Genomic DNA, 13,819 nt, shown 5'->3' on the forward strand with positions numbered 1-13,819 from the left:
GTAGCGGAGAACGCGCACCATGTGTGGCATCGTCGGTATTGTCGGCAACCAGAACGTCGCCGGGCAGCTCTATGACGGCCTGACCGTCCTGCAGCATCGTGGGCAGGACGCCGCAGGCATCGCCACCGCAGACGGCACGCGCCTGCGTGTGCAAAAGGCCAACGGGCTGGTACGCGACGTCTTCGACGAAAAGAAGATGGCGGTGCTGGAAGGCCGGGTCGGCATCGCGCATTGCCGCTACCCGACCGCAGGCTCGGAAGGCATGGACGAGGCGCAGCCGTTCTACGTCAACTCGCCCTACGGTATCGCGCTGGCGCACAACGGCAACCTGATCAACACCGAGGCCTTGCGCCAGCAGGTCTTCGAAGCCGACCGCCGCAACATCAACACCGATTCGGACAGCGAAGTGCTGCTGAACGTGTTCGCCTACGAGCTGGACGCGCAGCGCATGCTCACCCCCGAGGCGGCGATCCGCGCGGTGGCCGGCGTGCACCGCCGTTGCAAGGGCGGCTATGCGGTGGTCAGCGTGGTGCTGGGCCTGGGCCTGGTGGCCTTCCGCGACCCGCATGGCATCCGTCCGCTGGTGCTGGGCAAGCGCGAGCATGCCGAAGGCACCGAATACATCGTCTCCTCCGAATCGGCCGCGCTGGACATCCTCGGCTACCAGCGCGTGCGCGACGTGCGCCCCGGCGAGGCGATGGTGATCACCGCGCGCGGCGAGCTGTTTTCGGAAGTCTGCGCTGCGCCGACCGTCAACGCGCCGTGCATCTTCGAGTACGTGTACTTCGCGCGTCCCGACTCGATGATCGACAACATCTCGGTGCACAAGGCGCGCATGCGCATGGGCCTGAAGCTGGGCGAGAAGATCCTGCGGCTGCGCCCGGACCACGATATCGACACCATCATTCCGATCCCGGACACCTCGCGCGATGTGGCGCTGGAGATGTCCAACGTGCTCGGGGTGAAGTACCGCGAGGGCTTCGTCAAGAATCGCTACGTGGGCCGGACCTTCATCATGCCGGGGCAGGGCGAGCGGCAGAAATCGGTGCGGCGCAAGCTCAATCCGATCCACCTGGAGTTCCGCAACCGCGTGGTGCTGCTGGTCGACGATTCGATCGTGCGCGGCACCACCAGCCGGCAGATCGTGCAGATGGCGCGCGATGCCGGTGCGCGCAAGGTGTATCTGGCCTCGGCCGCGCCGCCGGTGCGTTATCCCAATATCTACGGCATCGACATGCCGGCCGCCGAAGAACTCATCGCGCATGGCCGCAGCGAGCTGGAAATCCAGGAATTTTTGGGCTGCGACTGGCTGATCTACCAGGATCTGGAAGACCTGGAAGTGGCCGTGCGCGAAGGCAACCCGGACATCCAGCAGTTCGATTCCTCGTGCTTCAACGGCGAGTACATCACCGGCATCGAACCGGGCTATTTCGAACGCATCCAGCAATTGCGCTCGGACGATGCCAAGAAGCGTCGCCGCGCGTGAGGCTGTGCGGTAGCGCTGCAGCTCGGCACTACCCAGACATGGCCTAGCGCCGCGGTGCCACGCAGGAGTACCTGCGTGGCGATCGCGCGATTTGATTGCTGCCGATCGACAGGCGGGTGCGCTGCGCTGGTTCGATAGTGGAGCCAACCGCTGGTTGTTCGCAGACCGCATCTGCGACGGCTGCGTGGGGTCTTGATCGCCGCTGCAGATCGAAGCGCGCCAGTTGTCGATCTGGCGGCTACCGCAACGATGGAGTGATGGACACGATGGATCTTCTGCAAGCCGCATACGCCTGCCTGCAAGCGGCCGATCCGCTGGAGAAGGTCGCGTTGACGCAGCGACATGCGGCCGCGTTCCGCGCCGGTGCGTTGCCGTTGCCACCGCCGCAGGCGGCGCCTCCGGAGCCGATCCGCATGCCTGGCCGACCTGCAAGGCCGGTGCTGGTGCATCCGCGCGAGGTGCCGCGGCGCGGGCTGGGCAACCCGGAAGGCCGCGCCGCCTTTATCCACGCCATCGCGCATATCGAGCTCAACGCCATCGACCTGGCCTGGGATGCGGTGTATCGCTTCCGTGGTTTGCCGGCGGCGTTCTATGCCGACTGGGTTGGCGTGGCCGACGACGAATCGCGCCACTTCATGCTGCTGCGCGCGCGATTGCATGCGCACGACCACGACTACGGCGACTTCGCCGCGCACAACGGCCTGTGGGAAATGTGCGAGAAAACCGCACATGACGGCCTGGCACGCATGGCGCTGGTGCCGCGCGTGCTGGAAGCGCGCGGGCTGGATGTGACACCGGCGATGATCGTCAAGCTGCGCTCGCTCGGCGATACCGCCACTGCCGAGGTGCTGGACACCATCCTGCGCGAAGAGGTGGCGCATGTGGCGGCCGGCTCGCGCTGGTACCGCTGGTATTGCGCGCAGGCCGGCATCGAGCCGCGCGCGCGCTTCAAGGCGCTGCTGCACGAGTACGCCGGTGGTTACCTGCATGGCCCGTTCAATCTGCAGGCGCGGCTGCTTGCCGGCTTCGATGAGGACGAACTGGCCGATCTGGTGGAGCAGGCGGGCTGAGCCGCCGGTGGTGAATGCGCGGGCGGGCTGCAGTGCGCGATCTGTTGATCGCCATTTGCGGAGCAGATATCGAGTTGGCTCGCACCGACGCCACGCTGGGTGAGGCGCCTTGCAGCCTCGCTCATGAAGTACCGAGCGCATTGCGCGGCAGAGCGATCGCAGCGCACTGGGGCGATGCGCATCGCATCCCTTCGTCGTGACGTCGTGCCCCGCGCCGGCTACCGCCAAACGCGACAGGCCACCTGCGCGGTAACGCGCCTTCGATCACCGGACTGTGCGCTGCGTCCTGCCGCGCAGCTGCCGGAATCGCATCCATTCAACGGCAGACATCACAAAACTGTAATTTTCTTTTGTAACAACTTGCAATCGGCACGGCCCGGCGCGCCTTAATGGCGTCCCGGGGCAGGGGCCCGGTGTTTCACATCCGTTACTTCCATGTCTAAGGAGAGAGAGACGATGAAGTCGAAGTCGATGTGCACCACGGTGGGTCTGATCGCCATGTGTCTGGCCGGTTCGGCCGCCGCTGCCGGCAAGCCGCTGTATCAATCCGGCCCTGCGCTGAGCCGCAGCGCAAGCGCCACCGCCGCTGCCGAACCCTCGTTGCAGCGCCTGCTCAGCGCACCGTCCACCGCCAACGCGCAGGTGGTCCAGCTCGACGCCGGTGCCGTCACCGCTTCGGAAAAGCTGCTGGAACTGCAGCTGGACGGCCAGACCATCACCGCCACCCAGGCCAAGGTCGATGCGTTGGAAGGCGGCGATAGCGTGTGGTACGGCAATCTTGGCCCGCGCGCCGGCACCCGCGCACGTACGCTGTCGGGCGTGGATCCGCTGAACTCGGCCATCCTGGTGCGCAGCGGCGATACGGTCACCGGCACCATCCGTTACGCCGGCAAGCTGTATCGGCTGCGGCCGCTCGCCGATGGCCGCCACGTGCTGGTGCAGGTGGAAGAAAGCCGCCTGCCGCAGGAACACCCGGCCGAATACAGCCTGCTGCCGAAGATCGACATGCCCAGCGACGGGCGCGTCACCGCGGCCGCCGCATCGTCGGGCAGCCCGGCGACCATCCGCGTGCTGGTAGTGGCCACCAATCAGGCGGTGACCGCCTACGGCGGCAACATGCAGTCGCTGGTGCAACTGGCAGTGGCCGAGGCCAACCAGGGCTACATCAACAGCAATGTCGGCATCACCTTGCAGCTGGCGCGTTACGAGACCACCAGCTACAGCGAAACCGGCAATTTCACCACCGACCTGCAGCGCTTCCGCGTAACCAACGACGGTTACATGGACAGCATCCACACCAGCCGCAACACCTATACCGCCGACGTGGGCGTGATCGTGTTGAACAACAGCAGTTACTGCGGCCTGGCATCGGGCATCGGCTCCACCGCAGCGACCGCGTTTGCCTCGGTGTACTGGGATTGCGCCACCGGCTATTACAGCTTCGCGCATGAAATCGGCCATCTGCAGAGCGCCCGTCACGACGCCACCAACGACCCCAGCACCTCGCCATATGCCTACGGGCACGGTTATCGCTACGGCAACAGCTGGCGCACCATCATGGCCTACGACTGCAGCAGCAGCTGCCCGCGCCTGAACTACTGGTCCAACCCCAACATCAGCTACAACGGCGTGCCCATGGGCAACGCCAGCACCGCCGACAATCAGCGCGTGCTGGTCAACACCAAGGCCACCATCGCCGGCTTCCGCTGAGTACCAAGCCGATCGTTCCGTCGTCGGGCCCGGCACGCAGGTGCCGGGCCTTTGCCGCTACACGCAGGCGCAGTGATCGCGCAGACTAGAGGCACTGCCGGCAGCTGCCGGCGTGTCCTGCGAAGCGGAGCACCCATGTCCAAGTCCCTGCGTTATGCGGCGCTGTGCCTGGTCGCGCTGGCAGTTGCCGGCTGCAAACAGCAACCTGCCGACCCGGCCCCTGCGCCACCCAAACCGGCGGTGTCCGCGCCGGCAGCCACGACCGCCAACGATGCCCGCGCCCGCGCGCTGGATGTGCTGGAAACCCGCCTGCAGAACGACCATTTCTATCCGGACAACTGCATCAGCATCGTCGACGAAGACGACGCTGAGCCCGCAGCGGATGCGTTCGACTTCGCAGTGCGCGAGCGGCATGGAAACGAGTGCCCCGGCGATCCGCAGACCAACCCGGTGCGCGATCGGTTCCGCGTGCAGGCCGATGGCACGGTGCTCTGGTACGACATAGTCAATGGCGACTTTGTCGACTACGCCGAGCATGCGCGCAGCATGCAGTGATGCGTCTGGAGACTGCATGGACCGCGCGGTTACGTATCAGCAGGCTGGCGCGATCAGGCGTGCCGACAACGCGTCAAGCTGCATTCCAGCACGGGTGAACAGCACACCGAGGGCGCGCAGGCATGATCTCGAAACCACGGCGCTCACCTCCATGTGCCCATCGCGGTCTGTCGCTTGCAAACGGGTGCCAGGCGAGCGGCCTGCGCCGAGCTGGCCGCTCGCTAGCTGCTGACAGCCACGTTAAAGCGGCAACTGCTCCAGCGACACGCCGTCGGCATCCACATGCAACACCGAGCCTTGTTCGTACCAGTCGCCCAGCACGATGCGTGTGCAGGTCTGGCCGCCGGCCTGCAGGGTGTGGATTGCAGGGCGATGGGTGTGACCATGGATCAGGCGATCCAGGCCATACCGCACGAAGGTGGCCTCCACCTCGGCCGGGGTGACATCGGTGACGGTCTCGAAGCGCGATTGGTCGCCCTGCTTGAGTTCTGCATGACGCGCCTGGCTGGCAGCGCGCGCCTGCTGCGCGAAGGCCACCCGCGCGGCCAGCGGCTGCGCCAGGAACTGCGCCTGAAAGACCGGATCGCGCGTTTGCGCACGGAACGCCTGGTAGGCGGTGTCGTCGGTGCACAGCAGATCGCCATGCATCAGCAAGGTCGGATGCCCGTACAGATCGACCACGGTGGGGTCGGGCAGGATGCGGAAGCCCGCGCGTTGCGCATACGCCTCGCCGACCAGGAAGTCGCGGTTGCCCGGCATGAAGAACACCGGCACGCCGCTATCGGCCACCGCATGCAGCGCCACGGCCACCGCATCGGCAGCGGTCGATGGCGTGTCATCGCCGATCCAGGCTTCGAACAGATCGCCAAGGATGTAGAGCGCGTCGCTACCGGGCACCTGCGTGCGCAGGAAGTCCAGAAACAGCTCGGTGATCGCCGGCCGGGCCGGATCCAGATGCAGGTCGGAAATGAACAGGGTCGTCATCGCGCCATTGTACGGCGGGAGCGCGGGACGGGAATCGGGAATGGGGAATCGGTGGAGCGCTGCATCGCGGAGCGAGTGCCGGGTGAACGGCTGGCTGCGGCAACGAGAGGATCGCTGGCCTGGTCGGGCCAACGCAGCGATGACAGGGCTTGCTCCTTACCCCAACAACACCGGCAATCCCCACAGCGACAGGCTGGCCAGCAGCACGCCGATCGCAGTGGCAGCGAGGACATCGCTGGGATAGTGCAGGCCCAGCACCACGCGCGATAGCGCCACGCCGGCCGAGAACGGCACCAGCAGGGGCGCCAGCCACGGGTAGTAGGCCAGTGCCACGATGCTGAAGGACACCGCGTGCAAGGTGTGGCCGGACGGAAAACTGAACTCGTCCAGCGGCGCCACCCAGGCGCGGATGCGCACGTCGGCCGCGTACGGGCGTGGCCGACGCGTCCAGCGCTTGAGCGATTTGTACAAGGTCAGCGCGAGCACGCCGGTGGCGGCCATGTGCGCAGATGCGCGCACGCCGTCCATGCCGTCGAGCAGCACCAGCAAACCCATCAGGCTGTACCAGAACACCCCATCGCCGAGCCGGCTGATGGTGGCGAATGCGCGCCGCACCGGGTGGCGACGGCACCAGTGGTTGGCGCGCCGGCACCAGCGCGCTTCGTGACCGCGCAGAAGTTCAAGCCGCGTTGCCGACATAACGCCCCCGTGCCGCAGTGATGCCCATCAGCAAGGCCTCGAAGTCGGAGACCACGTTGTCCGGATGCAGTTTCTTCATCGCCTGTGCGGCCGCCGCACCCTGGCGCTGGCGCATCGCATCGTCGTTGGTGAGTGCGACGGCCGCCTGGATGAACGCCTCGTCGTTCTCCACTGCCGCACCGCTGTGGCCGCTGCGCAGATACTCGCGTGCGGCGCCGTAGTCGAAGGCCACGGTGGCCACACCACTGGCCATCGCCTCCAGGGTCACGTTGCCGAAGGTCTCGCTGCGGCTGGGGAACAGGAACAGATCGCCGCTGGCGAAGTGGCGCGCCAGCGCCTCGCCGCGCTGGATGCCGCAGAAGATGAAGTCCGGATTCTCGTGCGCGATTTTTTCGCGTGCCGGGCCATCGCCCACCCAGACGAAGCGCGCCTTCGGGCGGATCTGCTGCAGCTTGCGGAAGGCGCGAATCGCCAGCGGCAGGTTCTTCTCGTTGGCGATACGTCCGACATAGATCGCGGCGAAGCCTTCGCCCTCGATGCCCCATTCGGCACGCAAGGCCGGATCGCGCCGGGCCGGATCGAACTGCTGGCTGTCCACCGCGCGTGCCAGCAACTGCACGCGCTGGAAGCCGCCGTCGCGCAGGAACTGCTGCAGCTCGCGCGTGGGCACCAGGGTGGCCTCGGCCTGATTGTGGAAGCGGCGCATCCAGCGCAGCGCAGTGCCCTGCAGCCAGGCGGCACCGTAGTCGGGCAGGTACTCGTCAAAGCGGGTATGGAAGCCGGTGGCGACCGGAATACCGAGCCGGCGTGCGGCACGCATCGCCGACCAGCCCAACGGGCCTTCCGTGGCCACATAGACCGCATCCGGTTGCGTGATTTGCCAATGACGAACGAGGCGTTGGGTTGCCGGCAACCCGAATTTCAGGCCCGGGTAGCGCGGCAGCGATGCGCCGCGCACCAGCAGGGCGGTGGCCGCATCGGTATCGCCGCTCTGCCGTGGACGCACCACGTCCACCTGGTGTCCGCGTGCGCGCAGGCCGGTTTCCAGCCCGTGCACGGTCAGCGCAACACCGTTGACTTCGGGGGGATAGGTTTCGGTAACGATCGCGTAGCGCATGCCCGTTCTCCGGTTTTCGCTAGCTTCCGGGAGGGCGATGGCATGGATGTTGCGCGGATAAGTCGCGGTGGTGACAAGTGCGACGGGATTAGGAATTCGGGATTAGAGATTCGCAAAAGCGGTCTTCACGCATCTGGGCGAATACGCGATACATCACGTGCCGCGGTCAACGAATCCCGAATCCCGAATCCCAAATCCCGCCTGAGGCCGCAGGCCTCAGGTCACAAACGGTTTGAACGCGATCCCCAGCCCGGCCATGCTCTCGACTTCGCCGATCAGGTCGGCGCGCAGCAGCGGGCGCGAGTCGATCCAGCTTTGCGACAGGATCAACGACAGGCGGGTGTCATCGGCGGTGAGTTCCAGGGTCGGAATCGGGTCCGATTCGTGGGCGCGATGCAGCAGCACCGCCAGCCGCAGCAGCGCGGCCTTGCGTCGGGTGGGCAGCAGCAGGCGGTCCGGCAGCGCATCGAACGCGGTCTTGGGCACGTTGCGCCGGTGCGTGCGCACCAGCGATGCCAGCACCTGCTGCTCCTGGCGCGAGAAACCGGCGATGTCCGAGTGCTCCAGGATGTAGCTGCCGTGCACGTGATACTGGCTGTGCGCGATGATCAGGCCCAGCTCGTGCAGGCGCGCAGCGCGGCGCAACACCTGCGCGTCGTCGCCATCCAGTTGCCAGGATTCGCAGACCTGGTCGAACAGCCGGCAGGCAGTGGCTTCCACGCGCTGCGCCTGCACTTCGTCGATGCCGTAGCGCTGCACCAGCGAAGCCACCGAGCTGTCGCGCGGGTCGTTCTCGCCGCCGCGGCCGAGCATGTCGTAGAGGATGCCTTCGCGCATCGCCGCCTTGCTGACCATCAGCTTCTCCAGCCCCAGGGCCTGGAACGCCGCTTCCAGCACCAGGATGCCGCCGGCGATGATTGGCCGCCGCTCGGCGGCCAGGCCGGGCAACTGGATATCCTCGATGCGCTTGGCCTTGAGCAGTTCATCGCGCAGCGCCGGCAGCGCCTCGGCGGTGATTGCGCCCTTGGTGAGCTTCATCGCCGCACAGATCTCGCCGATGGCCTTGTGCGTGCCGGACGAGCCGATCGCCTCGTGCCAGCCCAGCGCCTTGTACTGATTGGCGAACTGCTGGAATTCGGTGCCGATCTCGGTCAGTGCATCCTTCCATTTCTTCTTCGACAGCTTGCCGCCGGGAAAGAAGCGGCGCGTGCTGGCGATGCAGCCGGCCTGCAGGGACTCGCGTTCCAGGGTCTGGAATCCGCGGCCGATGATGAACTCGGTCGAGCCGCCGCCGATGTCGATCACCAGCCGGCGTTGATCGGGCTTGGGCGGTTGCGCATGCGCAACGCCGAGATAGATCAGGCGCGCTTCCTCGCGTCCGCTGACGACTTCGATCGCATGCCCGAGCGCGGTTTCGGCCGGCATCAGGAACGCCTGCGGCGAGCGCAGCTGACGCACCGTGTTGGTGGCCAGCGCGCGTACGCGCAACGACGGCACTTCCCGGATACGCTGGCCGAAGCGCGCCAGGCATTCGAGCGCGCGCTGGCGCGCTTCGTTGGAGAGGCCACCCTTGCCATCCAGGCCGTCGGCCATGCGCACGGTTTCGCGCAGGCGATCGACCACGCGCAGCTGACCCATCAGGTAGCGCGCAATGACCATGTGGAAGCTGTTGGATCCTAGGTCGATGGCGGCGAGGAAATCGCCATCGCGCAGGGGCGGGATCGTGGGGGAGGGCATTGGCATGGGCGCATGGTAGCCGATGGGCCGTTGGCCCCGTGAGGGGCCGTGCCCGCGCCGCTTTCAGATCCGCTCGAGCAAAGTCATCTGGGCCGAATGGGCCGGCTCGCCAGGGCCCGGTAGGCGTTTGTGATAGACGCCGTCGGCATCCAGCTCCCAGGCGTTGACGTTGTCGTCCAGGTAGTTCTGCAGCACTTCGCGGTAGACGCGCTTGGCCAGATCCGGGTCCAGGATCGGGAAGCAGGTCTCCACGCGCCGCAGCAGGTTGCGCTCCAGCCAATCGGCGCTCGCGCAATACAACTCTGCCGCGCCATCGTTGCCGAACCAGTACACGCGGCTATGTTCCAGAAAACGCCCCACGATCGAGCGCACGCGGATATTGTCGGACACGCCGGGAACGCCCGGGCGCAGCGTGCAGGCGCCGCGCACGATCAGGTCGATCTGCACACCGGCTTGCGAGGCGGTATACAGCGCACGCACGACCTGCGGCTCGTTGAGGGCATTCATCTTGGCGATGATGCGGCCCGGGCGGCCGTTGCGGGCCAGCCGCGTTTCGCGCTCGATCCGCTTCAGCACGCCGGCGTGCAGGGTGAAGGGCGACTGCAGCAACTGCTCCAGCTTCATGCGCGGGGCCAGCCCGGACAATTGCTGGAACAGCATGTGCACGTCGTTGCCGATTTCCACATCCGCGGTGATCAGGCTGATGTCGGTATACAGGCGCGCGGTGCCGCTGTGGTAGTTGCCGGTGCCCAGATGCACATAGCGTTTGAGCTTGCGTCCCTCGCGGCGCACGATCAGCAGCATCTTGGCGTGCGTCTTGAAGCCGACCACGCCGTACACCACCTGCACGCCGGCTTCCTGCAGCTTGTCGGCCAGGCCCAGGTTGGCCTCTTCGTCGAAGCGCGCGCGCAGCTCCACCACCACGGTGACGTCCTTGCCGTTGCGCGCGGCAAGGATCAGCGCATCGACGATCAGCGAGTCCTTGCCGGTGCGGTACAGCGTCTGCTTGATCGCCAGCACGTTCGGGTCGACCGCAGCCTGGCGGATCACGTCCAGCACCGCGGTGAACGCATCGAAGGGGTGATGCAGCAGCACATCGCCCTTGCTGACGATCTCGAAGATGCCGTCGTTGTCGCGCAGGGTGCGCGGATTGAACAACGGATACTTCAGTTCGGGGCGCTGCACCAGATCGTAGACCTGGGTGACGCGGCTCAGGTTGACCGGCCCGACGATGCGGTACACCGCGTTTTCGTTCAGGCCGAAGTTCTGCAGCAGGGTGCGCATGATCGGCGCCGGGCAGTCGTGCGCGATCTCCAGGCGCACCGCCGGGCGATAGCCACGGGTGACCAGCTCGTCGCGCAAGGCCAGCGCCAGGTTCTCGACTTCTTCCTCGTCCACCACCAGCTCGGAGTTGCGGGTGACGCGGAACTGATACGAGCCCTTGACCTGCATGCCGGGGAACAGCTCGTCGACGAACTCGGACAGCACCGAGGACAGGAACACGAAGCTCTGCGCGCCCTCCGGCGACAGGCTCGCCGGCAGCTGGATGATGCGCGGCAACGAGCGCGGCGCACGCACGATGGCCAGATGACCGGCGCGCCCGAACGCGTCCTGGCCCTCCAGCACCACCACGATGTTCAAGGTCTTGTTGAGGATCTTCGGAAACGGATGCGCCGGGTCCAGCCCCAGCGGCGACAGCACCGGCATGATCTCGTTGCGGAAGTACGCCCGCAGCCAGCGCTTCTGACGCGAGGTCCAGGCCGTGCGGCTGAGCACGGCCACGCCGGCATCTTCCATCGCCGGGCGCAGCACTTCATTCCATGCGTGGTACTGCTGTTCGACCAGCTTGGCGGCGCGGTCGTGCACCGCGTTGAGGATGGCGGTCGGGCTCAGGCCATCCGGTGCCGGCGGCAGGCCGAACTCCTGCGCATGCCGCACGGTGGCGGCGCGGATCTCGAAGAATTCATCCAGGTTGGTGCAGGAAATGCACAGGAACCGCAGCCGTTCCAGCAATGGCACCTGCTCGTCCAACGCCTGTGCCAGCACCCGGAAATTGAAGTCCAGCTGCGACAGTTCCCGGTTGATGTACAGCGCCGGATCGCGCAACGGATCGGTGGCGATGTCCTCGGAAGGTGTGACGTCGTGCAGTTCTTTGGCGTGGCCCATTGGAATCGGTCATCAAGACGGAGATGGTGTGCGGCGTGGCAGCGCGCCAGAGGCAGCGCAGGCGATGTGGCGCGTCATGCGCGCGTGCATCGCACCGCGGTGCGGCGCGCACCTCTTACATATCACGCCGAACGTGACAGTGGCAGGGACTGATCGCGCTGCACGACGCGCGCAGCGACAAAATGGCATGAGAATTCGCTCCCGCGTCCGACTTCGCTTTCGATTTCCAGACGCGCCTGGTGCAGTCCCAGGATGTGCTTGACGATCGACAGCCCCAGCCCGGTGCCGCCGCTCTCGCGCGAGCGGCTGCTGGAGACGCGATAGAAGCGCTCGGTGATGCGCGGCAGATGCGAGGCGGGAATGCCGTAGCCGGTGTCGCGCACCGCCAGGGCAGCGCCATCGCCTTCGCGCACGAAGCGGATCGTCACCGTGCCGCCGCCGGGCGTGTAGCGCACCGCGTTGGTGACCAGGTTGGAGAAGGCGCTATGCAATTCCTTGTTGGAGCCGAGCAGGTCCACGCCGGCCTCGTCGAACACTTCCACGGTGTGGCGGCCCTGGCTGTGCGCTTCGGCCTCGCGGCGCAGCGTCGACAGCATCGGCGCCATCGCCACGTGTTCCTCGCCGAGTTCTTCCTGCGATTCCAGCCGCGACAGCGTCAGCAGGTCTTCGACCAGCTGCGCCATGCGCTGCGACTGCTTGCGCATCTCGGCCAGCATCGGGCCCGAATCGGGAAAGTCTTCCGGATCGAGCATGTCCAGGTAGCCGTGTACTACCGTCAATGGCGTGCGCAGCTCGTGCGAGACGTTGGCCACGAAGTCGCGGCGCACCTGCTCCAGCCGCAGCAGCTTGCTGACATCGCGCGCCACCAGCAGCCAGTAATCGTCGGAATAGGGGATCAGGCGCAGGTTCAGGCGCAGGTCCGGATCCACCGGCGAGGCGGCGTCGAGCATGGGCTCGGCGTTGCGGCCGGCGGCCAGCCAGTGCGCCAGCGGCAACGGCTGCAACCGCTCCACCACCGACACGCCCATGTCGCCCGGATGATGCAGCCCCAGCAGTCCGCCCGCGGCCCGGTTGAACCACTGCACGCGCTGGCTGTTGCGATCCACCACCACCACCGCATCCGGCAGCGCCTGCGCGGCGGCGCGGTAGGTGCGCAGCATCTCGATCAGGCGACGCTTGCGCCCGCGCATTTCGGCCTGGCTGCGATAGAGCAGGCGATCCAGCTCGTTCCAGGCGCCGATCCCGGCGGCGGGCTCGGCACGCTGGCGCGCGGTCAGGCGCTGCAGCACCTGGCGCAGCCGCCAGTAATGCCAGGCCAGCACCCCCAGCGCGGTCAGCGTCAACGCCATCCACACATGCTCGATCAGCACGCCGACCAGCACGGCAGCGCCCAGCAACAGAGCGAGAGTGCCGAGCGTCTTGAGCCAGGCGGAACGGATATGTTGAGGCATGGAAGGCGTTACCACGGAGCGTCAGGTGGGCGTGCGAGCCAGCCCAGCGGCAGGGCCGACCGGCTGTGCGGCAACCACTAGGTTGCCGAAGAGAAACGGTAGCCCGAGCCACGCACGGTCTGCACCATGTTTTCCAGGCCGAACGGTTCCAGCGTCTTGCGCAGGCGGCGGATGTGCACGTCGATGGTGCGTTCTTCCACATACACGCTGCCGCCCCAGACATGATCCAGCAGCTGGGTGCGGGTATACACGCGCTCGGGATGTGTCATGAAAAAGTGCAGCAGGCGGTATTCGGTCGGGCCGATCGGCACCGGCGCATCGCCGGCAAACACCCGGTGCGCGGCACCGTCGATGCGCAGGCGGCCCACGGCCACGCTGCCGTCCTCGTCGTCCTCGCGGGTGCGGCGCATCACCGCACGGATGCGCGCCAGCAGCTCGCGCGCCGAGAACGGCTTGACCACGTAATCGTCGACCCCGGCTTCCAGGCCACCGACGCGGTCGTTCTCTTCGCCGCGCGCGGTCAGCATGATGATCGGAATCTCGCGGGTCAGCTGTTCCTTGCGCCAGCGCCGTGCCAGATCCAGCCCGCTGGTGCCTGGCAACATCCAGTCCAGCAGGATCAGGTCCGGCACGCGGTCGGCGATGGCGGTCTGCGCCTCGCGGGCATCGCCGGCATGGATGGGTTCGAACTCGCCTTTGCGCAGCGCGAACGCCACCATGTCGCGAATCGCGGGTTCGTCGTCGACGATCAGAATGCGTTTTTGCACGCGGGGCTTACCGTCTGGCTTTAGGTTGATCGCCAGTAGACTACGGTTTTGTGACTCTAATGTGACATGCCTGAGGG

The 13,819-nt window shown here is 66.4% G+C and carries 11 protein-coding genes; 4 read left to right on the forward strand and 7 right to left on the reverse strand.

What is annotated here, in order from left to right:
* Positions 1-19: 19 nt before the first annotated feature.
* The 4 genes from purF to ABQ039_RS05000 all read left to right on the forward strand — a co-directional run bounded on the left by purF (position 20) and on the right by ABQ039_RS05000 (position 4,821).
* Positions 20-1,486, forward strand: coding sequence for an amidophosphoribosyltransferase (gene purF / locus ABQ039_RS04985; protein WP_016902228.1), 1,467 nt, complete (start codon positions 20-22; stop codon positions 1,484-1,486).
* Between the two features lie 266 nt (positions 1,487-1,752).
* Positions 1,753-2,556: a ferritin-like domain-containing protein gene (locus ABQ039_RS04990; RefSeq protein ID WP_167708522.1), complete on the forward strand. Its 804-nt coding sequence runs from the start codon at positions 1,753-1,755 to the stop codon at positions 2,554-2,556.
* A gap of 456 nt (positions 2,557-3,012) precedes the next feature.
* Positions 3,013-4,266, forward strand: coding sequence for a zinc-dependent metalloprotease (locus ABQ039_RS04995; protein ID WP_349778579.1), 1,254 nt, complete (start codon positions 3,013-3,015; stop codon positions 4,264-4,266).
* A 135-nt stretch (positions 4,267-4,401) separates the two neighbouring features.
* Positions 4,402-4,821, forward strand: coding sequence for a hypothetical protein (locus ABQ039_RS05000; protein WP_102255759.1), 420 nt, complete (start codon positions 4,402-4,404; stop codon positions 4,819-4,821).
* Between the two features lie 240 nt (positions 4,822-5,061).
* Here ABQ039_RS05000 and lpxH read toward each other — a convergent pair whose 3' ends face one another.
* The 7 genes from lpxH to phoB form a co-directional block, all read right to left on the reverse strand.
* A complete protein-coding gene (gene lpxH, locus ABQ039_RS05005; protein WP_016902232.1) occupies positions 5,062-5,805 on the reverse strand; it encodes a UDP-2,3-diacylglucosamine diphosphatase in 744 nt (247 codons plus the stop codon).
* A gap of 156 nt (positions 5,806-5,961) precedes the next feature.
* Positions 5,962-6,504 carry a phosphatase PAP2 family protein gene (locus ABQ039_RS05010; protein ID WP_024938413.1) on the reverse strand — a complete coding sequence of 181 codons (543 nt, stop codon included), beginning with the start codon at positions 6,502-6,504 and terminating at the stop codon, positions 5,962-5,964.
* Entirely contained in the window at positions 6,485-7,621 is a 1,137-nt protein-coding gene (locus ABQ039_RS05015) for a glycosyltransferase family 1 protein (protein ID WP_047128239.1), read from the reverse strand. Before ABQ039_RS05015 ends, ABQ039_RS05010 begins: the two co-directional genes overlap by 20 nt.
* A gap of 216 nt (positions 7,622-7,837) precedes the next feature.
* Entirely contained in the window at positions 7,838-9,358 is a 1,521-nt protein-coding gene (ppx, locus tag ABQ039_RS05020) for an exopolyphosphatase (protein WP_024938415.1), read from the reverse strand.
* Positions 9,359-9,421: 63 nt separating this feature from the next.
* On the reverse strand, positions 9,422-11,524 hold the full coding sequence (gene ppk1, locus ABQ039_RS05025; RefSeq protein WP_024938416.1) for a polyphosphate kinase 1: 2,103 nt from the start codon (positions 11,522-11,524) through the stop codon (positions 9,422-9,424).
* A gap of 122 nt (positions 11,525-11,646) precedes the next feature.
* On the reverse strand, positions 11,647-12,975 hold the full coding sequence (phoR, locus tag ABQ039_RS05030) for a phosphate regulon sensor histidine kinase PhoR (RefSeq protein ID WP_016902237.1): 1,329 nt from the start codon (positions 12,973-12,975) through the stop codon (positions 11,647-11,649).
* A 77-nt stretch (positions 12,976-13,052) separates the two neighbouring features.
* Positions 13,053-13,742 (reverse strand): phosphate regulon transcriptional regulator PhoB, encoded by a 690-nt coding sequence (gene phoB, locus ABQ039_RS05035; protein ID WP_002806631.1) that lies wholly within the window; start codon positions 13,740-13,742, stop codon positions 13,053-13,055.
* Positions 13,743-13,819: the final 77 nt, after the last annotated feature.

The organism is Xanthomonas sp. WHRI 6108 (genome assembly GCF_040202385.2).
Taxonomy (GTDB): domain Bacteria; phylum Pseudomonadota; class Gammaproteobacteria; order Xanthomonadales; family Xanthomonadaceae; genus Xanthomonas; species Xanthomonas arboricola.

Excerpts from the sequence above, each read along its gene's own strand:
- ABQ039_RS05000 (WP_102255759.1), top strand. The coding sequence starts at position 4,402 with ATGTCCAAGTCCCTGCGTTATGCGGCGCTGTGCCTGGTCGCGCTGGCA.
- ppk1 (WP_024938416.1), bottom strand. The coding sequence starts at position 11,524 with ATGGGCCACGCCAAAGAACTGCACGACGTCACACCTTCCGAGGACATC.
- ABQ039_RS04990 (WP_167708522.1), top strand. The coding sequence starts at position 1,753 with ATGGATCTTCTGCAAGCCGCATACGCCTGCCTGCAAGCGGCCGATCCG.
- lpxH (WP_016902232.1), bottom strand. The coding sequence starts at position 5,805 with ATGACGACCCTGTTCATTTCCGACCTGCATCTGGATCCGGCCCGGCCG.
- ABQ039_RS04995 (WP_349778579.1), top strand. The coding sequence starts at position 3,013 with ATGAAGTCGAAGTCGATGTGCACCACGGTGGGTCTGATCGCCATGTGT.
- ppx (WP_024938415.1), bottom strand. The coding sequence starts at position 9,358 with ATGCCCTCCCCCACGATCCCGCCCCTGCGCGATGGCGATTTCCTCGCC.
- purF (WP_016902228.1), top strand. The coding sequence starts at position 20 with ATGTGTGGCATCGTCGGTATTGTCGGCAACCAGAACGTCGCCGGGCAG.
- phoR (WP_016902237.1), bottom strand. The coding sequence starts at position 12,975 with ATGCCTCAACATATCCGTTCCGCCTGGCTCAAGACGCTCGGCACTCTC.
- ABQ039_RS05015 (WP_047128239.1), bottom strand. The coding sequence starts at position 7,621 with ATGCGCTACGCGATCGTTACCGAAACCTATCCCCCCGAAGTCAACGGT.
- ABQ039_RS05010 (WP_024938413.1), bottom strand. The coding sequence starts at position 6,504 with ATGTCGGCAACGCGGCTTGAACTTCTGCGCGGTCACGAAGCGCGCTGG.